14 protein-coding genes are annotated in these 23,379 nt (G+C 73.9%); 5 read left to right on the forward strand and 9 right to left on the reverse strand.

Going from position 1 to position 23,379, the window contains the following annotated elements; all coding sequences use genetic code 11:
- Positions 1-410 precede the first annotated feature (410 nt).
- The 5 genes from DFP74_RS02425 to cobC all read right to left on the reverse strand — a co-directional run bounded on the left by DFP74_RS02425 (position 411) and on the right by cobC (position 10,307).
- On the reverse strand, positions 411-3,086 hold the full coding sequence (locus DFP74_RS02425) for a GTPase (protein ID WP_121180205.1): 2,676 nt from the start codon (positions 3,084-3,086) through the stop codon (positions 411-413).
- Positions 3,083-4,981: a dynamin family protein gene (locus DFP74_RS02430; RefSeq protein WP_121180206.1), complete on the reverse strand. Its 1,899-nt coding sequence runs from the start codon at positions 4,979-4,981 to the stop codon at positions 3,083-3,085. Before DFP74_RS02430 ends, DFP74_RS02425 begins: the two co-directional genes overlap by 4 nt.
- 71 nt (positions 4,982-5,052) lie before the next feature.
- The gene (gene cobA, locus DFP74_RS02435; RefSeq protein WP_121180207.1) at positions 5,053-6,333 is read right to left on the reverse strand and encodes a uroporphyrinogen-III C-methyltransferase; all 1,281 of its coding nucleotides are present in this window, start codon (positions 6,331-6,333) and stop codon (positions 5,053-5,055) included.
- A gap of 233 nt (positions 6,334-6,566) precedes the next feature.
- Positions 6,567-9,119 carry a nicotinate-nucleotide--dimethylbenzimidazole phosphoribosyltransferase gene (gene cobT, locus DFP74_RS02440; protein ID WP_121180208.1) on the reverse strand — a complete coding sequence of 851 codons (2,553 nt, stop codon included), beginning with the start codon at positions 9,117-9,119 and terminating at the stop codon, positions 6,567-6,569.
- A gap of 168 nt (positions 9,120-9,287) precedes the next feature.
- On the reverse strand, positions 9,288-10,307 hold the full coding sequence (gene cobC / locus DFP74_RS02445) for an Rv2231c family pyridoxal phosphate-dependent protein CobC (RefSeq protein WP_121187979.1): 1,020 nt from the start codon (positions 10,305-10,307) through the stop codon (positions 9,288-9,290).
- Positions 10,308-10,550: 243 nt separating this feature from the next.
- On the opposite strand from cobC, the gene DFP74_RS02450 reads away from it, so the two are divergent.
- Positions 10,551-11,675, forward strand: coding sequence for a peptidoglycan recognition family protein (locus tag DFP74_RS02450; protein ID WP_121180209.1), 1,125 nt, complete (start codon positions 10,551-10,553; stop codon positions 11,673-11,675).
- A 34-nt stretch (positions 11,676-11,709) separates the two neighbouring features.
- The gene (locus tag DFP74_RS02455; RefSeq protein ID WP_121180210.1) at positions 11,710-12,288 is read left to right on the forward strand and encodes a GNAT family N-acetyltransferase; all 579 of its coding nucleotides are present in this window, start codon (positions 11,710-11,712) and stop codon (positions 12,286-12,288) included.
- Positions 12,289-12,294: 6 nt separating this feature from the next.
- Here DFP74_RS02455 and DFP74_RS02460 read toward each other — a convergent pair whose 3' ends face one another.
- Entirely contained in the window at positions 12,295-12,606 is a 312-nt protein-coding gene (locus tag DFP74_RS02460) for a DUF6504 family protein (protein WP_121187980.1), read from the reverse strand.
- A gap of 212 nt (positions 12,607-12,818) precedes the next feature.
- On the opposite strand from DFP74_RS02460, the gene DFP74_RS02465 reads away from it, so the two are divergent.
- From DFP74_RS02465 to DFP74_RS02475, 3 genes are all read left to right on the forward strand, one after another.
- Positions 12,819-14,705, forward strand: coding sequence for a serine/threonine-protein kinase (locus DFP74_RS02465; protein WP_121180211.1), 1,887 nt, complete (start codon positions 12,819-12,821; stop codon positions 14,703-14,705).
- A 113-nt stretch (positions 14,706-14,818) separates the two neighbouring features.
- Positions 14,819-17,083: a serine/threonine-protein kinase gene (locus tag DFP74_RS02470; RefSeq protein WP_121180212.1), complete on the forward strand. Its 2,265-nt coding sequence runs from the start codon at positions 14,819-14,821 to the stop codon at positions 17,081-17,083.
- Between the two features lie 125 nt (positions 17,084-17,208).
- Positions 17,209-18,174, forward strand: coding sequence for a quinone oxidoreductase (locus tag DFP74_RS02475; RefSeq protein WP_121180213.1), 966 nt, complete (start codon positions 17,209-17,211; stop codon positions 18,172-18,174).
- Between the two features lie 168 nt (positions 18,175-18,342).
- On the opposite strand, the gene DFP74_RS02480 is transcribed toward DFP74_RS02475, so the two are convergent.
- From DFP74_RS02480 to DFP74_RS02490, 3 genes are all read right to left on the reverse strand, one after another.
- Positions 18,343-19,428, reverse strand: a complete 1,086-nt coding sequence (locus DFP74_RS02480) for an SPFH domain-containing protein (RefSeq protein WP_370013332.1) — start codon at positions 19,426-19,428, stop codon at positions 18,343-18,345.
- A gap of 27 nt (positions 19,429-19,455) precedes the next feature.
- Entirely contained in the window at positions 19,456-19,917 is a 462-nt protein-coding gene (locus DFP74_RS02485) for an NfeD family protein (RefSeq protein ID WP_121180214.1), read from the reverse strand.
- 333 nt (positions 19,918-20,250) lie between these two features.
- A complete protein-coding gene (locus tag DFP74_RS02490) occupies positions 20,251-23,178 on the reverse strand; it encodes a penicillin acylase family protein (RefSeq protein ID WP_121180215.1) in 2,928 nt (975 codons plus the stop codon).
- Positions 23,179-23,379: the final 201 nt, after the last annotated feature.

Raw genomic sequence — 23,379 nt, forward strand, 5'->3', positions numbered from 1 at the left:
GATTCCTCACCGCACGCACGCGTTCGAGCACGAAGGGTTGGCTCCGGGCGGGAAGTGCGGCATCCTGGCACGGGGCTCCGTTCCGGTAACCGGATCACGACCCGGCGTGTCCGACTCTCGGCGCACCGCGATCCGGGCCCCTCGGCACTCAACGAAGGAGCAGTCAGATGACCAACGGCATCCACTGGATCTAGAGCGTGTCTCTCTGAGGGCTTTCGGGTGAGGGGCGGCCAACGGCTCCTCCCTCGCACGAGAGCGTGCGAAGTCCAGCCGGCCGCCCTCGCCGGGCGCACCCGCCCGGCGAGGGCGGCCGGCGCACGCGACCCCGACACCGTCGGGGCACACCGGCCAATGCCCGAGTGCGGGGGCCGGGCGGCGCGATGGTCGGCCGCCCCGGCCACGGCCGCGGGTCAGTCGGAGGTCGCGGCGACCTCGTAGGCCGCGCGGAACGCCCGGTAACGCTCCAGTTCGGCCTCCATCGGCTCCACCACGCGCGTCGCGGCGATCTGCTTGACGCGGGCCAGGGCGGCGAGCTCGACCTCCTCGCGGCGTTGGACCGCGGCCACCTCCACGAGGTTGCCGCAGCCGACACCGGTCAGCCAGCCCACGAAGAGCGCGGCGGTGACCAGGGTGCCGGAGTAGGCCAGGAAGACCGGGTCGTCGAACATCCGCAACCCCGTGAAACCGCCGCCGAGCAAGCTCACCAGCGACACGACCACCCACACCAGGCCGAGCGCGGCGGCGGCCAGCAGTGCGAACTGGGCGGTGCGGGCCGCCTTCCACCACGCCGGGCTCCGGCCGGGGTCGCCGACCGCGCCGGAGACCCCCTCGCCGAGTTCGGCGGGCAGGTCGGACAGCGCGCTGCGCGCGGCGGCGCGCATCCGTCGGCGCCACGGCCCCGGCATGTCCTCGGAGACGGCGTCGGCGGCCTCGCCCAGGACGGTCTCCAGTTCGGCCTCGTGCGCGTCGACGGGACCGCTCACGCTCTGGTCCTCACGGCGCAGGAAGTCGAGCTGGACCGCGGCCAGCGGGTCCTTGCGCAGCTTCGCCGAGTGCCGTGCCACCGGCCAGCCGACCTGGCGCCTGCCTCGCCTGACGTCGTTGGTCTCGACGACGTCGGCGACGGCGGAGACGCCCGCCGCGTCGGCCAGTCCGCTCTCGATGCGCCTGCGCGCGTCGGCGGGGACGCCCTCCGGGATCGGGGCCCGTCCGCGGAACTCCCCGAAGGGCTCGATCACCTGGTCGAGGTCGGCGGCCAAGCGGTCGACCAGGGCGCGCCGCTCCCCCACCGTCTCGGCCAGGAACTCGCGCAGGTCGCGGATGCCCTGGTCGGTGATGGTGGACGTGGTGATCACCCGCGGGTGCACGCCCGACTCCGTCTCCAGCAGGCGGCGCAGGTCGGTCAGGAGCTCCTCGAGCTCGTCCGGCGCGACCTTGTCGACCTGGTTGAGGACGGCGATGGTGACCGCGCCGTGCCCCGACATCTGGGCCAGGTAGCGGTGGTGGACGGCGGCGTCCGCGTACTTTTGCGGGTCGAGCACCCACACGAGCAGGTCGACCGAGCCGATGAGGCGGTCGGCCTCGGCCGTGTGCATGCTGCGCACCGAGTCGTGGTCGGGCAGGTCGAGCAGGACCAGGCCGGTCAGTTCGGAGTTACCGGCGTCCAGGACGCTCGTGCGCGAGTGGCGGTAGCGGTTGGGCACGCCCAGCCAGCTCAGCAGGGCGTCGGCCCCCTCGTGGCCCCACACGCACGCGTGGGCCTTGGAGGTGGTGGGCCGGGTGACGCCGGTCTGCGACAGTTCCAGCCCGCACAGGGCGTTGAACAGTGAGGACTTGCCGCTGCCGGTGCCGCCGGCGAGCGCGACGACGGTGTGCTCGGCGGACAGGCGCAGCCGGGCCCCCGCGTGGTCGAGCAGCTGTCCGGAGCGCGCGATCAGCTCCTCGGGCAGGTCGTCCTGTCCGATCTCGGTCAGCGTGGAGAGCGCGTCCAGGCGCTCGATCAGCTCGGCGCGGCTGATCGAGGACGTGGAATGCCAGTGGTCGTGGGTGGTGGGACGGTACTCCTCGTCCTCCCGCTCGGTGGCGGAGTCGGCTCCGGCGTCCCCTCGCGGGTCGGCCTCGGCCCCGTCCTCGGCGCCCGCGGAGGGGTCTGCCTGGTCCTGGCCCACCGCCCGGAAGGCTCCGGAGACGGCGGAGGGGCCGGGTACGCGGCGCGGCAGCGGCGCGGGGGCCGACGGGTCGGTCTCCTCGCCCGACACGGCCCCGGTGTCCTGCGCGGCCTCCGCCATGGTCCGCCGGCGCGGGCTCTGGCGCGACTCCGCGGGCGGGGCCTCGCCCTCGGCCGCGCGCTCGCCTCGGGCCGACCGCGGGGAACCCTCCGCCGACGGCGGAGACACGATCGGGAAGCCGCCGGTGGTGCGACCGGCGATCTGGGCGTCCTCGGCCGCCTCGGCCAGGCTGCCCACCCACCCGGCGAGACCCTCGGGGTCGTCCTCGTGGTCCGAGCCCTCGGCGCGTCCGGCGTCCTGCTCCTGCCCGGTCCGCGCCCTGGCGGCGCCCTGAGCGGTCTCGGTCTCCCTGCGCTCGGCGGTGGTCTGAGGCGCCGCAGTGCCCTGGACCTCACCGGCCTCCTGTGACTCCCTGGTCTCACGCGCCTCCGCGGCGGCGTGCGCCCGCGCCGAACGCGAGGAGGGCCGGGCGTGCCGTCCGGGCCGCCGCTGCTGCTCGGGCCGCTCCGTCTGCCGGCTCTGCTGGGTCTGCTCCCCATCGGGTGCCGATTCCGCCGAGCCGGACGCCTCGCCGCGATCGGTCTGCGGCTCGCCGCCCTCGGGCGGGTCCGGGTATCCCGAGATCCCGTCGTGGGCGGGTTCGCCGGAGGCGTCCGCGTGGTCGGGGTGCTCGGGCACCGGCATGGTGTAACCGCGCCAGGGACCGCTCTCGGTCTGGGCCGTCTCACCCCGGTCGGTGCGTCCGTCGTTCCAGGGCCCGGAATCGGCCGGTCCGCTCCCGCGGTCCTCGCCGTCGGCCCGGTGATCGGCCGAGTCCGGTGCCCGATAGGCCTGCGCTGGGTTCCACTGAGTCGTCATCGCGAAATCTCAAGGTTGTACGTGGCCTGATAGAGCTGGACGGCGCTGTCCTCGGTGGGGATCCCGGCCGACGCCAGGGCGCCGTCGAAGGGAACGCGCTCGTGTTCGAGCAGGCCGAGGACGCGCTGCCGCAGGTTGTCCCGTGCGGTCCCACCCATACTGCGCAGGGACTGGGCACCGAACAAGCCCTTGAGCAGGCGTTGTGGGGATGGACCGGAGGTGTCGGCCGCGTGGGCGCCGCCTCCGGAATGGGATCGCTCGAAGCCGAGCAGGTCGATGATCAGGACCAGGGCGACGATGTCGTGGTCGAAGGTGACGAAGCGGGCGACGGATCGCTTGGTGGCACCGCTGGCGGTGGTCATCCCGGCGATCTCGCCCTGCCACTCCGCGATCTCCTTGCGGATCCGCTTGCCGAGGTCGGCCGTGGGCCGGTCCAGGGCCCGCGTCACGAGGTCGGCGCCACCGCTCACCGCACGCCAGGACTGCTCCACCTGCTCGGCGGCGCGCTCGCACGATGAGACCACCAGGGCCTCCAGCGCGTCGCGCACGGCCCGCTCCAGGGAGGCGACCCGCTGGCCGCGTTCGGCCTGTTCGTTGCGGGCCTTGCGGCTGCGCCTGCCCCGCATGCGCAGGCTCTTGGCGAGGTCGCCGCTGGCGGCGACCTCCTGCCAGCGGGCACTCAGCGAGCCCCGCAGCAGGGATCCGTCGCCCAGCCCGGTGTCGATACGGCGGTTGGCGGCGGCGTAGGCGTCGTCGACGGCGGCGCCGAGCGAGCGCCCGGTCTCGATCTGGGTCTCCACCTGGCGTGCGAGTTCGGGCACGCGGGAGCGGAAGCTGTCGATGACGCCCACGAACGTGCGGCGGGAGACCCGGTCGCGCTGATCGGCCTCCCCCGCCACGTCGGCGAGGAACTCGCGGATGTGGTCGGCGACGTTGGAGGTGAAGCGCTCCCCGCGGATCTGGTCGGTCTCGGGGATGGCGAAGCGGGCCGCGTTGCCGAGGCCGTTGGCCTCCAGCATCGCGCCGAAGTGGTCGAGCAGCTGACGGCGGCCCTTGCGGGGCACCCGGGACAGGACCACGGCCAGTGAGGTGTCCCGGTCCCGTGCGACCTGGAGGAACTCCCAGACACGGGCGTCGGCGTAGCGGGTGCTGGTGGTGACGAACACCCACAGGTCGGCGGCGTCGAGGAACTTGGCCGCGAACTCGTGGTGGGCCGCGACGGCGGAGTCGACGTCGGGCGTGTCCAGCAGGGCCACGCCCGGGGGCATGGCCTCGCTCGCGGCGAGCACGAGCATGCCGTCCTTGCCGGGCATGGCCAGACCCTGCTGGCGCACGCGCGGCAGTGTGGGGATGAAGGAGGCCTCGCTGAACCAGTCGACGTCGGCGGGGTTGCACGCCAGGACCGGGCTGTTGGTCGTGGGGCGGCGCACTCCGGTGGTGGTGACCTGCTCGCCCACCAGGCTGTTGACCAGGGTGGACTTTCCCGCGCCGGTGGACCCGGCGACGGCGATGAGCAGCGGGATGTCGGGACGGCGCACGCGCGGCAGGACGTAGTCGGACAGCTGGGCGAGGACGTCCGCCTGTAGGGCGCGGCCCTCGTCGGCGCCGGGGAGCCCGTCCGCGAACTCCAGGTCGCGGACGTGGCCGCGCAGGGACTCCAGGATCTGCTCGAATCGGCGTTCGTCGGGGGCGGGGGCCCGGTGCTTGGCCGGGTCCGCCTCGACGGATGGGCCCGGCTGGTGGGACCCCCCGTCCCGGGCGACGTCCCCGCGGCCCGCGGAGGGCATGGGTGCGTGGCCCTGATCGGGCTGGTCAGAGGTGGCGTCCGGTCCGGTTGCGAACCGGTCCGGGGCACCGGGACCGGAGGTGTCCGGTGCGGCCGACGGCCGGGTCATGTCGGTCTGCCCTCCTCAACGCTGCTGACGGTCCCCGCCGGTCCGGGCGACGAACACCGCCGGCTGAGGTCTCATTGGAGATCGCGCCCGGTCACCTGTCGATGGGTCTCGAACTGGGTTCCCGTGTGCAGTATGTCAAGATCCCGCGCTGTTTGGACCACTTCTCCGATGATCACCACCGCCGGGGGCCGAACGTTGGCCGATCGCACCGCGGAGGCGATGCCCGCAAGCGTACCGGTCACGGTCCGCTGTCCCGGCAGTGTCGCCTCCTGGACCACGGCGACGGGTGTGTCCCGGGAACGGCCGTGGGCGATGAGGGCGGCGGAGATCGCCTCGATGCGCTCCACTCCCATGAGTGCCACCACGGTACCCCCCGCCGTGGCGAGCCCCTTCCAGTCGACGGTGGAGCGCTCGTCGTCGGGAACCACGTGCGCCGAGACGATGTGCACGTCCTGGGCCACGCCCCGGTGGGTCGCGGGGATCCCGGCGCTGGCGGGGGCGGCCAACGCGCTGGTCACGCCGGGCACGGCGATGACCGGGACGCCGGCGGCGGCGCAGGCGGCGGCCTCCTCTCCCCCTCGTCCGAAGAGGAAGGAGTCGCCGCCCTTGAGCCGCACCACGAACTTGCCCTGGCGCGCCCGGCCGACGAGGACGGCGTTGATGTCCTCCTGCGTCATGGACCGGCCGTAGGGGATCTTTGCGGCGTCGACGATCTCCACGTCGGCGGCCAGCCGGTCGAGCAGGGAGGTCGGCGCGAGGCGGTCGACGACCACGACGTCGGCCTGGGACAGCAGTTGTTGTCCCCGAACCGTGATCAGACCGGGATCACCCGGTCCGCCGCCGACGAGGGCCACACCCGTGAGCCGCTCCCGCCCGCGCCGCGCGTCGAGGGTGCCGTCGGCCAGCCCGTCGGCGATGGCGTCACGCAGTCCGGCGGAGCGGCGGGGGTCCCCGGAGGCGACGACGCCGACGGTGATGTCGCCGATGTTTCCGCTGGCGGGCGTCCAGGCCGAGGAGGAGTGCCGGTCGTCGGCGCGCACGCACCACACGCGCGCGTCCTCGGCCTCGGCCGCCACGGCCGCGTTGACCTCGGGGTCGTCGGTGGCCGCGTGGACGAGCCAGTAGGTGAGGGCGCCTTCACCGGCGACGTCGCCGGGTTCGAAGGCGCGGCGCCACCATGTGATGTGCCCCGCGTCGGCGAGGTCCTCCAGCGCGGCGGAGACGGCCGGGGCCACGAGGGTGACGCGTGCGCCCGCCTCGACGAGTACCGGGATCCGGCGCTGGGCGACTCTGCCCCCGCCGACGACGAGGACGTCGCGGCCCTGCATGCGCAGACCGAGGAGATAGGTCATGGTTCGCGCCCCTTCGGTCGTCCTTGCCGGCTCCCCGGCGGCGACGGCGGGGCGCGCGGCGGAGGGGTCCGCCGCGCCGCCGGCGATGTTTCGGAATTGCTTCAAATTACCTTGTCAAAGCGCTATTACGGACGCGTAAACGGATCGCCGCGGTGAGTGTGACCCCGCCCGCACCCGCCCGGGGCCGGGCGGGTGCGGGCGGGTGCGGGCGGATCGATCCGTCGCGGCGGCCGTCAGTGCGCCGTGGACACGCCTGCCGCGTCGAAGGTGGCGACGTTGCGCAGGGCGCGGGCCGAGCCCTGCAGGAGCGGCAGCGCCAGCAGGGCGCCCGAGCCCTCGCCCAGCCGCATCTCCAGGTCGACCAGGGGGCGCAGGCCCAGGTGTTCCAGCGCCAGGGTGTGCCCGGGCTCGCTGGAGCGGTGGCCCGCGAAGCACGCGGACATGGACTCGGGCGAGATCGCCGCCGCCACGAGCGCGGCGGCCCCGGCGATGACCCCGTCCAGCAGCACCGGCACCCGCAGCGCCGCGCCGCCGAGCACGAACCCGGCCAGAGCCGCGTGCTCCAGGCCGCCCAGGGCGGCCAGGACGCCGATGGGGTCGGAGCGGTCCACGGGGTTGGCGGCCAGGGCCTGACGCACCACCTCCACCTTGTGCGCGTGCATGGCGTCGTCCACCCCGGTCCCGCGGCCGGTGGCCTGGGCCGGGTCCGCGCCGGTGAGGGCGCACACGAGCGTGGCCGCGGGCGTGGTGTTGGCGATGCCCATGTCACCGGTGATCAGACACCGGTTCCCGGCCGAGACGAGGTCGCGGGCGACCTCGATGCCGCCCTCCAGCGCCTGGAGGGCCTGGGCGCGGGTCATCGCCGGGCCCTGGGTGAAGTCGGCCGTGCCGCGCGCGACCTTGCGCGGCAGCAGTCCGGCGGCGCGGGGCAGGTCGCCCACCACGCCGACGTCGATCACGGTGACCTCCGCGCCGACCTGCTCGGCGAAGGCGTTGACGACCGCTCCGCCGTCCAGGAAGTTGTGCACCATCTGCGCGGTGACCTCCTGGGGCCAGGCGGTCACCCCCTGCGCGTGGACACCGTGGTCACCGGCGAAGACGGCGACGGCGGCGGGTTCGGGGATCGGCGGGGGGCACTCCTCGGCGAGCCCGGCCAGCTGCACCGAGATCTCCTCCAGGACGCCGAGGGAGCCCGGCGGCTTGGTCATCCGGTTCTGCCGGTCCCTGGCCTCCTCCACGGCACGGGGGTTCAGGCCTCCGATGGCGGTGATGGTCTCCTCCAGCAGGCTCGTGGGCTCCTGGCCGGGTAGACCGCGGTGACCGTACCGGTCGCGGTGGACCGCCCAGGACAGGGGGCGTCCCTTGGCCCAACCCGCCAGGCTGAGTTCGGGCTCGGTGGGGAACTCCTCGACGTAGCCGACGCAGAGGTAGGCCACGAGGTCGAGGTGGGAGGGGAGTTCGAGGGCGTCGGCGACGTCGCGCTCGTCGACGAAGCCGACCCAGCCCACGCCCAGCCCTTCGGCGCGGGCGGCCAGCCACAGGTTCTCGACGGCCAGGGCGGCGGCGTAGGCCGCGCTGGCGGGCTGGGCGTGGCGGCCCTGGCCGTGGCGGCCGCCGCGGGTGGGGTCGACGGTGACGGCGATGTTGAGCGGAGAGTCGAGGATCGCCTCGACCTTGAGCCCGGAGAAGGCCCGCGCGCGGATGCCGGGCTGGGCGCGCGCGTGGTCGTCGCGCTCGGCCTGGGCGAGGTCGCGGACGCGGGCGCGCAGGTCGGGGGCGTCGATGACCAGGAAGTCCCAGGGCTGGACGTGGCCGACGCTGGGTGCTTGGTGGGCCGCTTCCAGGACGCGGGTGAGGACGTCGTCCGGCACGGGGTCCGGCCGGAATCCGACGCGGACGTCGCGCCGCTCGCGGATGGCGCGGTAGACGGCGTCGCGCTCGGCGTCGTCGAAGGCGTGTCCGGCCCAGTCGCCGAACGGGGCGGCCCCGTCGGCGGCGGGGGCTGGGTCGGTCGGCGTTGGGGCGGAGGGTACCGCCCGGGGTCCGGTGTGGCTCGGCGGTCCGGTGGGTTCCGGTCCCTCGGCGGGCGCGGCTGCTTCGTGTGCGTACATGCTCTGTTCCGGCTCGGGTGCCGCGGCGCGGGTCCGCGCGGGCTCGGGTGCGGTGTCGGACGGGGAGGGCGTCCGTTCGGCGGCGGGGTGCGCCGTGGCGGGGTGGTGCCCGTGGGCGAGGTCGGTGGTCGGGGCCGCCGGCTCCGGTTCGCGTTCGCCGCCGCGGAAGGGGATGACGTTGGGCCGACGGGCGGTCGCCGGTGGTGCGGCGGCCCCTGGGCGGGCGGGCGGGGCCGCGTGGGACGGCGGTGCGGGAGCGGGTGGCTCCGGGTCGGGCGCGGGCTCGGGTGCGGCCACGGGTTCGGGCTCGGGCTCGGGCTCGGGCGCAGCCGCGGGTGCGGGGGCCTCGGGCTCGGCGGGCGGCGCGGAAGCGCGCTCGGGCTCGTGAGCCGCCACGGGCTCCGGCTCGGCCACCGGCACGGATTCCACGGGGGCCGACGCGGGCCGGGGTTCGGACGTGCGGGGTTCGGCCGGCGACGGCGTCGTTCGCTCGGGCTCCGCCGGCACCGCGGGCGGACGTCGGAACGGGTTCGCCGGCCCCGCGGACGCGCGCGGCCGCTGCGCCCGTGTGCCCCGGCCGCTCTCCGGCAGGCCGTCGAGCAGCCCGCCGAGGCCGGAGTCGCCCGTCGGCGCGGTCTCGCCGCGCCGGGCGTCCTCGCGGTCATCGTTGGTCATGATCGCTCCCCGTGGAGGTATGTCGGCTGCCCTCAGGGCGTGGTCGGCGGATACGCACTCTGCTACACGGTGCCCCAGAGACCGGTAAGCGTAGTGTGCGGCTTTTGTCCCACCCGCACGGGTCCCCCGGACCCCGGACAACCGGGCCCGGCACGGTCGCCGGGCGCCTCAAGTCACCACCAACTGTGCCAGAGTTCGCCCCAGCACGCGGTGGGTACCCCGGTCCCGGACGGCCACCCGGAGCCACTCGGGCCCCAGGCCGGGGAAGGTGTCGCCCCGCCGTACGGCCACGCCCCGCTCGCGCAGCCGCTCGCGAAGCAGGTCCGCTCCGGGGGCCCTGACCAGGAGGAACGAGGCCCGGGCACCCGCGAGCACATGCAGCCCCGCGTCCCCGAGCACGTCGGCCAGGTCCTCGCGCCGCTCGGCCAGCCGCACCGCCCAGGCGTCGGACTCGGCGACCGCGGCCGGAGAACAGCACGCCTCGATCGCGGCCAGCGCCGGGGTGGAGACCGGCCACAGCGGCTGGGCCGAGCCCAGGCGCGCGACCAGCTCCGGTGCGGCGAGCAGGTATCCGGCGCGCAGGCCCGCCAGCGACCAGGTCTTGGTGAGGCTGCGGACCACCACCAGGCCCGGCAGGTCACGGCGCCCGGCCAGGGACTCGGGCTCGCCGGGGACGCAGTCGGCGAAGGCCTCGTCGACCACGAGCACGCGTCCGGGCCGGGCCAGGGCGGCCAGCGTCCGGGCCGGGTGCAACACGGAGGTGGGGTTGGTGGGGTTTCCCAGGACGACGAGGTCGGCGTCGTCGGGGACCAGGGCCGGGTCGAGGGTGAACTCGGGGGTGAGCACGACTCTGTCCACGGTGTGCCCGGCGGCGCGCAGGGCGGCCTCGGGCTCGGTGAACTGGGGGTGCACGACCACCGCTCGGACCGGGTCGAGGACCCGGGCCAGCAGCACGAACGCCTCGGCGGCGCCCGCGGTGAGCAGCACCTCGGCGGTGTCCCGGCCGTGGCGCCCGGCGACCGCCGCCCGTGCCGCGCTCTGGTCGGGGTAGGCGCCCAGGTGCGCCAGGGAGTCGGCCAGACGCCGCCCCAGCCACGCCGGGGGCGCGCTCGCGCGCACGTTCACGGCGAAGTCCAGCAGTCCGTCACCGGTCTCGGCGTCACCGTGATGCCGCAGGTCATAGCCCATGTCCACCCTCCCCCTGGAAACGAGGGCACACTAGCCCATTCCACCCCACGGCTCTCACACGGGACGGACGAAGGCGCACGTCGGACGGGTGCGGGCACGGCCGAGCGCCCCGGCCACCGGCGTCCGGGACACCCCGTCCACACTCCCGCAGGGGGGATACCCACCGTCACCGTGCTGTGGCAGTCTGACAACGCCCCCCTGCCCCGGGGCGCCGAGAGCGGTCGAGACCCAACGGGAGCCCCCATGCGACGACGCACCTTCCTCACCGGAGCCACCGCGGCCGCCGGACTGGCCACCGCGGCCGGCCCGGCCACCGCGCCCTCCTCGGCCGCGGCCGGCGAACGGGCGGCGCCCCGCGTCCTGGCGGAGCCCTCCGCCGCCGACGGGCTCGTCCGACCCGACCGGCGCTTCGGTCTGGTGGCGGTCACACGGGAGGCCGGCGCGCCCGCGGGCGAGATCCGGTTCGAGACCGCCGACGGCCTGGGCTCCTGGCGGCCGCTCCACTCGCACACCGGGGGCCGCGACGACCGCGAACCGACCGCCTCCGCCCTCGTCCGCGCTCCCGAGGACGCGACCGGGTACGAGGTCGGCGGGCACGCCCGGACCTCGGCCCTGAACCTGCGCGACGGGGAGGAACTGCGTCTGGGCGGCCCCGAAAGCGTGACCCTGGCCGCCGAGGCCGACGCCGGCCGCGCCCACCGCTCCCCCGGCCCGGTGCGGTTCCGGACCCGGGCCGGCTGGGGCGCGGACGAGTCCCTGCGCTTCGACGACGACGGCAACGACCTGTGGACGCCCGTCTTCCACCGGACGCAGCTGCTGACCGTGCACCACACGGCCCTGGCGACCACGGGCGACCACGCGGCCGACGTCCGCGGCGTGTACCACTACCACGCCGCCGAGCTGGGCTGGGGCGACATCGGCTACCACGTGCTCATCGACCCGGACGGGATGGTCTACGAGGGCCGCCACTCCGGCGAGGACGGCGTGCCGGTCTTCTCGGGCCGCCCGCGGCCCGGCGACGCGCGCTCGGTGACCGCCGGACACGTGTACGGGTACAACCACGCCAACGTGGGCGTGTGCCTGCTCGGCGACTTCACCGACGAGCTGCCGACCCGGGCGGCGCTGGACTCGCTCGTGCTGGTGCTGCGCGTGCTGTGCGCGGTCACCGGCCTGGATCCCGCCGCCTCGGTCACCTACGTCAACCCCGACACCGGCGCCCGGACCCCCGGCGAGACCCTGTCCCGGCACCGCGACTGGCTGGCGACCGAGTGCCCGGGCGACGCGTTCGCCGCCGAGTTCGACGCCTTGGTGCGCTCCCGCGTCGCGGCCCATGGCGGCCAGGTCACAGGGGCCGCCCGCGTATCGTGAGCGCAGCCCATCGCCGCTCCGGGAGACCGCCAGCGTGACCGACGTCCAGACCAGACCCATGATGCCCTCCGTGATCCTGGAGACGGAGCGGCTGCGGCTGCGCGCGTTCGTCGAGGCCGACATCGACGACGTGTTCCGCACCTACTCCGACGCGGCCGTGCAGAGGTGGGTCCCGATCCCCGCGCCGGGCGTCCCCTACACCCGCGAGATCGCCGAGCACTGGTGCCGCGAGGCCGCGCCGGCGCTGCGGACGAGCGGGGACGGCCAGCAGTGGGCCGTCGTGGAGCAGGCGTCCGGGCGCCTGGTGGGCGCCTTCGGCCTGCTGCGCACCCAGTGGCCCGCGATGATCACCGAGATCGGCTACGCCGTCTCGCCCTGGGCGCGGGGCCGTGGGTATGCGACCGAGGCGACGGTGGCCGTCTCCCGCTGGGCCGTCGACCAGGGCTTCCAGCGGGTGGAGCTGAAGGCCGCCGTCGGCAACACGGCCTCGCGCCGTGTCGCCGTGCGGGCCGGCTTCTCCCCCGAGGGCGTCGAGCGCAACGCGATGCCGCTGCACGAGGGCCGCACGCACCTGGCCGTGTACAGCCTGCTGCCCGCCGACCTGGCGGCCTGAGGCCGCTCAGTCCCACACCCGGGAGAGCAGCCACTGGTCGGACACCGTGTCGTGCAGGAGTTCGTACACGCCCTGCGCCTCCAGGGTCCCGGCCTCCACCCGCCAGTGCCGGCGCTCGGGCACCTGGGGCTCGGCCGCCGGGGCCCAGTCCATCCGCAGGGTGACCCAGTGGTCGATGATCCGGCGCACGCCGTACACCCTGCCGTTCCACGTGAACCGGAGCGGACGCCCCTGGTCCTCCGCGACGGAGACCGTCGCCCCGTAGTACCGTCCCACGACGATTCCCCACTTCCCCTCGACACCGACCGACTCCCGCATCCGGCGCACACCGCCGGGACACTGCTCGTGGGGAAGTTCGCCGCAGCGTTCGAACATGTGTTCTAACACTAGCGAAATCAGAGGGCGCTTGGAACCGTTTCCGCGCACGCGGCATCACCTCTGGTGATCCGTCGGCGGCTTTCCCGCGCCCCGCCCCCCACAGCGGTCAGTACTCCGCGCCGCACCCCCCGACCCGCGAGGCCTCCACCGAGATGTCGAACAGCTCCAGACCACTGCGACCGGGCGACCCGCACGAGTTGGACGGGTACCGCGTCCTGGGCCGCCTCGGCCGGGGCGGGATGGGCACCGTCTACCTCGCCGAGTCCCCCACCGGCGCCCGTGTGGCCCTCAAACTGATCCACCCCGACCTCGCCGAGGACGGGGCCTTCCGCGCGCGCTTCGCCCGCGAGGTCGCCGCCGCGCGCCGCGTGGCCCGCTTCTCCACCGCGGCCGTGGTCGACGCCCGGATGGAGGGCGAGGTCCTCTTCATCGCCTCCGAGTACGTGCCCGGGCCGACCCTGGCCGCGGCCGTGCGCGCGGACGGTCCCATGCGCGGCGGCACCCTGGAGTCCCTGGCCGTGGGCGTGGCCGCCGCGCTCACGGCCGTGCACCGCTCGGGCATCGTCCACCGCGACCTCAAGCCCTCGAACGTGCTGCTCTCCCCGGTGGGCCCGAAGGTGATCGACTTCGGCATCGCCCGCGCCCTGGACGAGGCCGGGGACGGGATCACCCGCTCCCACCAGCTGATCGGCACGCCCTCCTACATGGCGCCGGAACTGATCGCGGGACAGTCGCCCACCCCGGCGGGCGACGTGTTCTCCTGGGGCTGCCTCATCGCCTTCGCCGGGACCGGCGGCGCCCCCTTCGACGCCGCCACCGTGCCGGGGGTGCTGCACAACATCTCCCACGCCGCGCCCCGGCTCGACGGCCTCGATCCGGCGCTGCGCGAGACGGTGACCGCGGCGCTCGGCAAGGACCCGCTGTCCCGGCCGTCCTCGCAGGAGCTCCTGGACCGGTTGGTCGGACGGGCGGACCCGGCGGAGGAGTACATCGCCCGTTCGATCAGCGTCGCGTGGCCGGCGACCGTCTCGGAGGGAACAGCACCGGAGCCTGCCGCACCGGAGGGAGCGGCGCCGGAGGCCGCCCTGCCGCAGGCCACCGGGCTGGAGCCTGCCGCGCCGGAGAGAACGGCGGCGGAGACTGCCGCGCCACAGGCCACCGGGCCGGAGGCGGCGGCACCGGAGCCCGTCCGGACCCCGTCCGAGACCCGCACGGGTTCATCGGCCGGCGGACGCCGCCGCTTGCTCGTGGTCGCCTGCGCAGGGGCCGCGGTGCTGCTGTCGGCCGCGGCGCTGGTCCTCGTCCTGCTCGACCGCGACGGCCTGCCCGACGACACCGCCACGGTCTACGAGTACGACTTCGAGAACGACCCCGACTGGCCCGACCTGGGCCTCTACCACCCCGGGAACAGCAACGAGTCCGGGTACTGGGCGACGGAGAGCGGCATCATGCTCGTCCGCGACCCGGAGGTCCACGACACGGCGGGCGCGGCGGTCTGGGCGCCGCCCCTGGAGAACGCGATACCCGAACGCCTGATGGCCCGTACCGACGCCCACGTGATCAGCGGCTACGGCCAGGCCCGGTACGGGATCGCCTGCTGGGAGCGGTACGGCCCCCAGGACGCCGCCGTGCTCTCCATGACCTACAAGGTGCTCGTCAACTTCGACGGGGAGCGGGCGGTGATCCAGCGGTGGTCGAACGAGGACGAGTCCTGGGAGGACATGGTCTCCGGCCCCGCCGCGCAGGACCACGAGCCCTTCCCCGCGCTCCGGGGAGAGGAGGGCACCGAGGTGACCAACGCCCTGGCGTTCGCCTGCGAGTACGTCGAGACCGAGGACGGATCGCCCACCGTGGAGCTCTCGGCCTGGGTCAACGAGCGCCTCGTGGCGCACGCGGTGGACGACCGGCTCCCGGCCGAGGCCGCCGACACCGCGACGAGCGTCCGGCAGTTCGGACTCGTGATGGCGGCCGGACCCGTCGGCCAGCACGTCGGCATCCTCTTCGAGGACTTCGTCCTGGAGGAGATCCTCACCGGCTGACCGTCCGCACACCCGGCCCTCCGGCCGCCCCACCAGGCCAGAATCGAGACGGCGTGTCGGGCTCGGTACGCTGTCAACCGCGCAACACACGATCCATACGAGGGACCCCACCTGTGACGTCCAACGGCCACCAGAGCGGCAAACCCCTGCGCGCGGGGGACCCGCGCGAACTCGACGGTTACCGCATCCTCAGCCGCCTCGGCCGCGGCGGGATGGGCACCGTCTACCTCGCCAAGGACGCCGCCGACCGGACCGTGGCCGTGAAACTCATCCACCCCGACCTGACCGACGACGAGGACTTCCGCCGCCGCTTCGCCCGCGAGGTCGAGTCGGCGCGCCGCGTGGCCCGCTTCTCCACGGCCGGCGTGATCGACGCGCGCCTGGACGGCGACCCCCTCTACATCGTCTCGGAGTACGTGCCCGGACCCAACCTCGACCAGGCGGTGCGCGCGGACGGGGCCATGGCCGGCGGCACCCTGGAGAGCCTGGCGCTGGGCGTGGCCGCCGCCCTCACCGCCATCCACGGCTCGGGGGTGATCCACCGGGACCTCAAGCCCGCGAACGTCCTGCTCTCCCCGGTCGGCCCGAAGGTGATCGACTTCGGCATCGCCCGCGCCCTGGACGACGCCGGGGGCGCGCTCACCCGTTCCAGCCAGCTCATGGGAACCCCCTCCTACATGGCTCCCGAGCTCATCCTGGGGCAGCAGGCCACCGCCGCGGGCGACATCTTCGCCTGGGGCTGCCTGGTCGCCTTCGCCGGAACCGAATCCGCGCCCTTCGACGCCGCCACGGTGCCCGCCGTCCTGCACAACATCTCCTCGGCGCCGCCACGGCTCGACGGCCTGGACCCGAGCCTGTACGAACTGGTCTCCGCCGCGCTGGACAAGGACCCCCAGAACCGTCCGAGCTCCCAGCAGATCCTCGCCCGCCTGGTCGGCCAGGAGGACCCGGTGGAGGCCGAGGTGCGCCGCACGATCACGACCTCGTGGGCGCCGCCCTCCTCCGCCCCCGTCCCCGGCGCCCCGCCCGAGACCACGGCGGTGGGCCAGGCGCCGGAACCGCCCGAAGCGCAGGAATCCCCGCAGGAGCGGTCCGCGTCCGCGCCGTCCCAGGAAGCCTCCGCGGGCGGGTCGGGCGCCCAGGACTTCGCCGCCGGCCCGACACCGCCCGGCGGACAGGACACCCGGGGACAGCGGCCGCACGAGCAGCCCACCCGGTTCCAGCCCGCCCAGGGACGGACTCCCTCGGAACCCCGTCCCGCGCCGGGCCAGGGCGGATACCCCGGACAGGGGCAGGCGGCGGGACCGTACGGCGGTCCGATGCCGCACGGGCCGGGATACCAGGCCCAGCCCGGGCAGCCGGGGCAGCCGGGGCACTACGGCCCCTCGGGCGGCCATCCGGCTCCGCTCCCGCCGATGCAGGTCCAGCAGTCCCCCGCGCACGGGCAGCCCGGTTTCGCCGCCTACGCGGTCCCGGGCGACCCCGGCGCTCCCGGGCTGCCGGGCGCCCCCGGCACCGACTCGAACCCGGGCGGGGGTGCGCGCAGGAGACTCCTGGTGATCGGCGGGGCCGCGGTCGCTGTCGTCCTCGTGGCGGCCGCGGGCACGGCGTTCTGGATGAGCGGTGACACCCCTCTTCCGGAGAACACCGTCTCCATCTACAACACCGACTTCACCACCGACCCCGGCTGGACCCCCAGCGAGTTCGAGGCCGGGGAATCGGACGGCTACTGGGCCGAGCAGAGCGGTGTCGTGCTGACGCTCGACCCCGAGACCAACCCCAGTCGCGGCGAGCCCGTGCCCCTGGAACGCGAGGAGCCCCTGCCCGACCAGGTGCTGGTGAGCACCACCGCGTACGTGGTCGAGGGCCCCGAGCAGGCCACCCTGGGTGTGCGCTGCTGGGACAACGACGGCGAGGAGTACCGCAGCCAGTACGAGGCGCTGCTGCGCTACGACGGCGAGCGCGCCGAGATCCGCCGGATGCACGAGGGCGAGGGAGACCGCACCCTGACCCAGACCACCGAGGTGACCGCCTACGAGCCCTACCCCCTCTTCGACGACTCGGCGCGCGCGGAGGTCGGCGACGGGGCGAGCGGCGCCCCCTACGACTTCGACGTGGAGTCCGTCCCCACCAACACCGTCGCGCTCTCGTGCGCCCTCCAGGAGAACGAGGAGGGCGAAGCGGTCATGGAGCTGTCCATGTGGGTCAACGGCGAGCACGCGCTGACGGCCGTGGACTCCGAGCCCCTGCCCGACGACGCCGAGGACACCGAGGACCGCCGCCGCGTCGGCCTGGTGACGCGGCCGGGCCCGGGCAACGACCCGCTGGGCGTGCTCTACACGGCGTTCTCCGTCCACGAGATCCTGGCGCGGGAGTAGCGCCGATCCGGACCGGACGGGCCCGGTCGGGCCCGCACGAGCCGGTCCGGCCCCGGCCGGCCCTGCGGGCACCCGGGCCGGACTGGCATGATGCGCACAACGGACCAGACGAGGAGAGGTGGACCATGCGCGCCATCGTCATCGAGGAACACGGCGGACCCGAGGTCCTGCGACTGAAGGAGACGACCGACCCGACTCCCGGCCCCGGTGAGGCCCTCGTGGACGTGGAGTCGCGCGGGGTCAACTTCATCGACATCTACCAGCGCAGCGGGGCCTACGACGTCCCCCTCCCCTACGTTCCGGGCATGGAGGCCGCGGGTGTGGTCGCCGCCGTGGGCGAGGGCGTCACCGACCTGTCGGTGGGCCAGCGGGTCGGCTGGGCGATGGCTCCAGGCGGGTACGCCGACCGGGCCGTGGTCAGCGCCCGCCTGCTCGTGCCGCTGCCGGACGACGTCTCCGCCGACCAGGCCGCGGCGCTGTTCCTACAGGGCCTGACGGCGCACTACCTCACGCACTCGGTGCACCCGGTCGCCAAGGGCGACACGGTCCTGGTGCACGCGGCCGCCGGCGGGACCGGTCTGCTGATCACCCAGCTCGCCAAGGAGCGCGGCGCCCGGGTGATCGGCACCGTGTCCACGCAGGAGAAGGAGCGGGTGGCCCGCGCCGCGGGCGTGGACGAGGTGATCCGCTACACCGAGAGCCCGGTGGCCGAGTCGGTCCGCGACCTGACCGGCGGCGAGGGCGTGGCCGCGGTCTACGACGGCGTCGGCCGGGACACGTTCGACGCGAGTCTGGCGTCGCTGCGACCGCGCGGCGTGCTCGCGCTGTTCGGCCAGGCCAGTGGCGCGGTGGAGCCCGTGGACCCGCAGCGGCTCAACTCGGCGGGGTCGGTGTACCTCACCCGTCCCTCGCTCGCCTACTTCGTCGCCGACCGCGAGGAGCTCCTGGGGCGGTGCCGCGACCTGTTCTCCCTGGTGGGCTCGGGGCGCCTGGACGTGCGGGTGGGCGGACGCTATCCGCTGGCCGACGCCGGACGGGCCCACGCCGACCTGGCCGCACGGCGCACGACCGGCAAGCTGCTGCTCACCTGAGCTCCGGCCGGCCGGGCTCCCCGTGCCCGGCCGGCCCCGCTCGCGCGGATCACCGCGGGCCCTCATCCGCGCAGGTCCGCGGTCCCACGCACGCCCGAGGGCCCGCGGTCTGCCCGCGGGCCCTCGGCCACTCCGTTCCGGCGGTCCTGCGCCAACACGCGAACACGCCTAGGGCTCCTCGCGCGGCACCGGCATCGACCCGGTCCCGGCACCTGCCCTGCGAACGTCGTCGCGGGCGTCGGCCACCGCCCGCTCGGCCTGTTCGGCCGCGTCCACCGCGGCCTGGGCCGACGCGGACTGCGCGGGGTCCGGCCCCGTGAGCTCGGCCGGTCCGCGCTCCGACTCCTCGCGTCCGCTCTTCTCGGTGGACGGGCGGGTCTGGGCGGCCTCCCCGGCGAAGGCGTGGGAGACGTTCTTGACCGCCTCGGTGAGCTCACCCGGGATGACCCAGAACGTGTTGCCCTCGCCCTGGGCCAGGCTGGGCAGGGTCTCCAGGTACTTGTAGGCGAGGAGCTTGGCGTCGGCGTTGTTGGCGTGCACCGCCTGGAAGACGCGCTCGACGGCCTTGGCCTCACCGTCGGCCCTCAGGATCGCCGCCTGCTGGTCACCCTGGGCCTCCAGGATCGCCTGCTGACGGGCGCCCTCGGCCTTGAGGATCCTGGACTGGCGCTCACCCTCGGCGTGCAGGATCGCCGCCCGCTTGTCGCGGTCGGCGCGCATCTGCTTCTCCATCGCCTCCTTGATGGTGGGCGGCGGGTCGATGGCCTTGATCTCGACCCGGTTGACGCGGATCCCCCACTTGCCGGTGGTGTCGTCCAGCACGCCGCGCAGACGGGTGTTGATCTCCTCGCGGGAGGTCAGGGTCTTCTCCAGATCCATCGAACCGATGACGTTGCGCAGCGTGGTGACGGTGAGCTGGTCAATGGCCTGGAGGAAGTTGGCGACCTCGTAGGCCGCGGCCTTGGGCTGGGTGATCTGGTAGTAGAGGACGGTGTCGATGTTGACCACCAGGTTGTCCTCGGTGATCACCGGCTGCGGCCGGGAGGTGAAGACGTGCTCGCGGAGGTCGAACTTGCTATTGACCCGGTCGACCCCCGGGATGATGAAGTTCAGACCGGGGTTGAGTGTCCTGGTGTAGCGGCCGAACCGCTCGATGTTGTACGCCCTCGCCTGTGGGACGATCCGGATCGCGGACAGCGCGATCCCGACGAAGAGGACGGCGAGGATGATGAGAGGGATAGCCGGATCGATCATGTCGGGCACCTGGCCTAGGGGTCGTGGCTATGACTCGGGCGTGTGGGGCTCGGGCAGGGCCTCACGCGGGTAGACCACCGCCGTGGCCCCGTCGATCTCCATGACGTCGACGTGCGCGCCGATCGGAATCACGAGATCCTCGTCGATGCACCGTGCCGACCACTCCTCTCCGGCGAGTTTGATCAGGCCCCTGTCCCCGTCGACCTCCTGGATCACCACTCCGGACCGGCCGACGAGCGCGGCCGTCCCCGACCGCGCGTCGGGTTCCCTGCGCATCTGCCGCTGCATGATGGGACGGACGAGGATGATTCCGGCGGCGGACGTGGCCGCGAAACCGATGATCTGAACGACCACGGGCAGGCCGATGGCGCCCAGGAGTCCGGCGACCAGGGCGGCCACCGCGACCAGACCCAGCACGAACGTCAGCGTCAGCGCCTCGGCGACACCGAGGGCGACGGCCAGAATGATCCAGATCAGCCAAGCGGGCATAGTCCTTGGGCCCTCCCGCTACCTATCGGGTATTCCTTACGCTACCCACACAAGCACAGCGAAGCACCTGAATCCCGTGCGTCGTCGTCATCTGCCGCCGAAGCGTCACCGGGAGCGCCCCTCGTGCGACGCGCACGGAACCGGGACCGCCGGCCCGCGGGACTGATGGGGCGCAGGGCTGCCGGGGCGCGGGGCTGATGGGGCGCGGGCCGGAACGGCACGAGGTGGCCGGGTTCCGCGGGGCGGGCGGGGCGGGGTGCCTGGGCCCCGACACGGTCTCGGTCGGGCCCTGGAAACAGGACCCGACCGAGACCTCACCTGCGGTGAAGGGCCCTAACGGCCACCGGAGAACTGGTAGACCATCTGGTAGGTGGGCCGGTTCTGCCACGCGATCGGCCACATGCCGATCCCGCCGACCGCCTGGTGGATCACCGCGTCCGCGCAGACCTGGTCGCCGGCCGAGCAGTGCTCGTCACCCGGGTAGACCTCGCCCGCCGGAACCGCGGCGGCCTCGGCCAGGCTGTCCAGCAGGACCGTGCGGCAGGCGTCCGGGTCGCCTCCTCCGCAGTAGGCCTCACCGCCCAGCGGGCCTTGGACGTCCTCACCGAGCACCGTCCGCAGATCCTTGTCCACGTAGGACCACCAGCCGTACTGGAAGGCCGATCCCCGGTGCGGCTGTGCCTGGTTGACGCTGCCGGCCTCACCGCCGCCGATCGCACCCGAGGGCGACTCGTCCACCTGCACCGCGCGGGTCAGCTCGGTGTACAGGTCCTCGCCGAGCCCCGGCTCGAACTGGGCGCGCACCAGGGCCGGCCACCACGCGTCCATGACCCGGATGGCGTCGGCGTGTTCGTAGTACCCGGCGTCACGCTGGGGCTCCCGGCGCAGCGAACCGGCCTCCTGCCACGCCCTCAGCTCCGCCACGGCCGACGCCAGGTCGGGATCGTCCACCTCCTGTGCGTCGATCACCTCCAGCAGCCGCGGCAGGACCTCCTGGGCGCGCAGGTCGGCGGTCCCGGCCGCCATCATCACCTGGGTGAGGGAGGCCGTGGTGAACGCGTGTCCGTCCTGGACCAGCGCGGACACCCGGGAGTCGAGCAGGTCGCCGCGGTGGACCGATCCGGTGGACCAGCCGGAGGTGTAGCCCTGCGCGGGCTTGTTGTTCCAGTTGACGATGTAGTCGGGGTTGACGGCCTGCGGGTGGTCCTCCTTCGGGTGCAGGTCGGCGTCGTTGGTCCGGGGGTCCCAGCCCGACCAGCCGGCGTCCCCGTAGGCGTCGATGGGCATCGTGGGGTTGGTGCCCTCCAGCCGGACCGGGTTGGCGCCCGAGTTCACGAACGCGATGTCCTCGTCGTCGACGTAGTGCCAGTTGAAGGCGTAGCCGATGTCGTGGGCCGCGTCCTGGAACGACTCCGCCGAGGTGATCTCGCCGGGGTCGTTGAACCGCTGGAAGCCGATGATGGAGTCCACCTCGTGCTGGTAGGTGGAGCGCAGCGAGGTGAACGCCACGGGGGCGCCGTCGACGGTGGCGAACGACTCCACGAGGCCGAACTCCGAGCGCAGGGAGGTCAGCGTGTAGCCGCCGGCCGGGGTCTGGTCGGCGACGGTGGGCGACCACTCGTTGGTAACGCTGAGTTCCTCGAAGCCGACGCAGCCACCGGAGGAGTCGACGTAGGAGCGCGAGCCGGTGGAGGGCGCGGAGCCGTCGGTCTCGCACAGTTCGACGGCGAAGGTGTCGGTCAGGTCCTGGCCGGCCGAGGTGGCGCTCCAGGCGTAGTCGACGCCCCGGCCCATCTGGACGTAGAAGCTCACGCCGGCGAACGAGGCACCGCGGGCGCTGATGCCCGGGCCCTGGAGTTCCTGGAGCATGAGCAGCTGCGGCGAGAAGTACCCGGTCTGGGGGCCCATGACCGCGACGGGATTGCCGCTCTCGGTGTGCTGGCCCGAGACCAGGAGCGCGTTGGACATCCCGCGGGGGTCGAGGAAGCCGTCGGGCAGGACGCCGTCGTTGAACAGGCCCTCGGCCGCCGACAGGTCGCCGTCCTCGACCATCTGGTCGAGTTCCTCCCGCTCGGCGTCGCCGAGGTCCTCCAGGGCGGGCGGCTCGGCCGGATCGTCCGGCACGGCCTGGTCGTCGACGGCGTCGGCCAGGGGTGTGGCGGGCGCCTCGTCGGCCGCGGAGCCGTGCTCGTCGTGGACGATGCCGTAGGGCTCGACCGATCCGGGGTCGGGGACGACCTCGCCGACCGGGTCGTCGGGGGTCTGCGCGTAGGGGAACTCCCCGTCGACGGAGACCACGGCCTCCGGGTCGTTCTCCGTGCGCCAGGCGGCGTAGAGCTCCGCCCCTTCCTCCGCGCCGTAGCGGTCCAGGAAGTTGGCGCGCACGATGGCGGCACGCACCTCGCCGCCTCCGCCGCCGCCGAAGATCCCGCCGACCATCGCGGCGATGCCGACCACGTCGGCCGTGGTGAAGGGTTCGATCTCGCCGGCGTTGGTGATGGCGTCCTTGTGCCCGGTCAGGACGTACTCGCCGGGGAAGGTGCGGTCGCCGTCGGCCTCCTCGATGTAGGAGTTGACGCCCTCCAGGTAGGCGTCGACGTCGGCCAGCGCCCGCTCTCCGCGCTCGCCCGATCCGGCGACGCGGTCGATCTGCGCCTGCTTGTCCTCCTCGGTGTAGGGCGCGGTCCGCCAGAGGTCCTGCTCCAGGGCACGGTTGCCCTCGGCGCCCCCGGCGAAGGAGGTGAGTTCACCGCGGCCGACACGGCGCAGCACGTCCATGAGGAAGAGGCGGTCCTCGGCGGCGGCGTACCCGGCGCCGTACATGGTGCCCTCGCGGGTGGTGCCCTCGATGTGCGGGATGCCGTGGCCCCGGTCGCGGGTGATGGTGACGTCCTCGCGCGGCCGGTATTCACGGCCCACGTCGTCGGGGTCGACGCCGAAGCCGGCGTCGAGGAAGAAATCGTCCAGCCCCTCCTCGGTGAGCCCGTCGTAGTGGTGCACGAGGTCGTCGTACATGTCGAGCTGGCTGGAGGAGTGCCTGGGACGGGTACCGAAGACCTGGTGGCCCAGGATCTCGACGAGGGTGGCGCTGCCGTTCTGGCCCGGGGGCAGGATGTCGTGGCAGCCATGGGGGGCGCAGTAGTCGGGCGGGGGTTCGGCGGCCGCGGGCGTGCTCGGGAGCGTGGCCGCGGTGGCCGCCGCCACGAGGAGCGCGGCGCCTGCGGCGCCCGTGCGGAGCCGTCGGGGGTACGGGGGTCTCACGTGCTTCACCACCTGGGGGTGCGGGCGATGGATCAGCGGAATGTTACGCACGGGTAGGCAAAGTGCGAAAGAGTTTCACGTTTGACTCCCCGCCGGGAGCGGCCGACGGACGGCGCGCCGGTTTGAAGTGACCAGCGCCACACCCAGCCGCGATTCGATCGGCACCGCACGCTCCGGAGCCGACACGGGGAGTCGTGATTG

This window comes from Nocardiopsis sp. Huas11 (assembly GCF_003634495.1).
Taxonomy (GTDB): domain Bacteria; phylum Actinomycetota; class Actinomycetes; order Streptosporangiales; family Streptosporangiaceae; genus Nocardiopsis.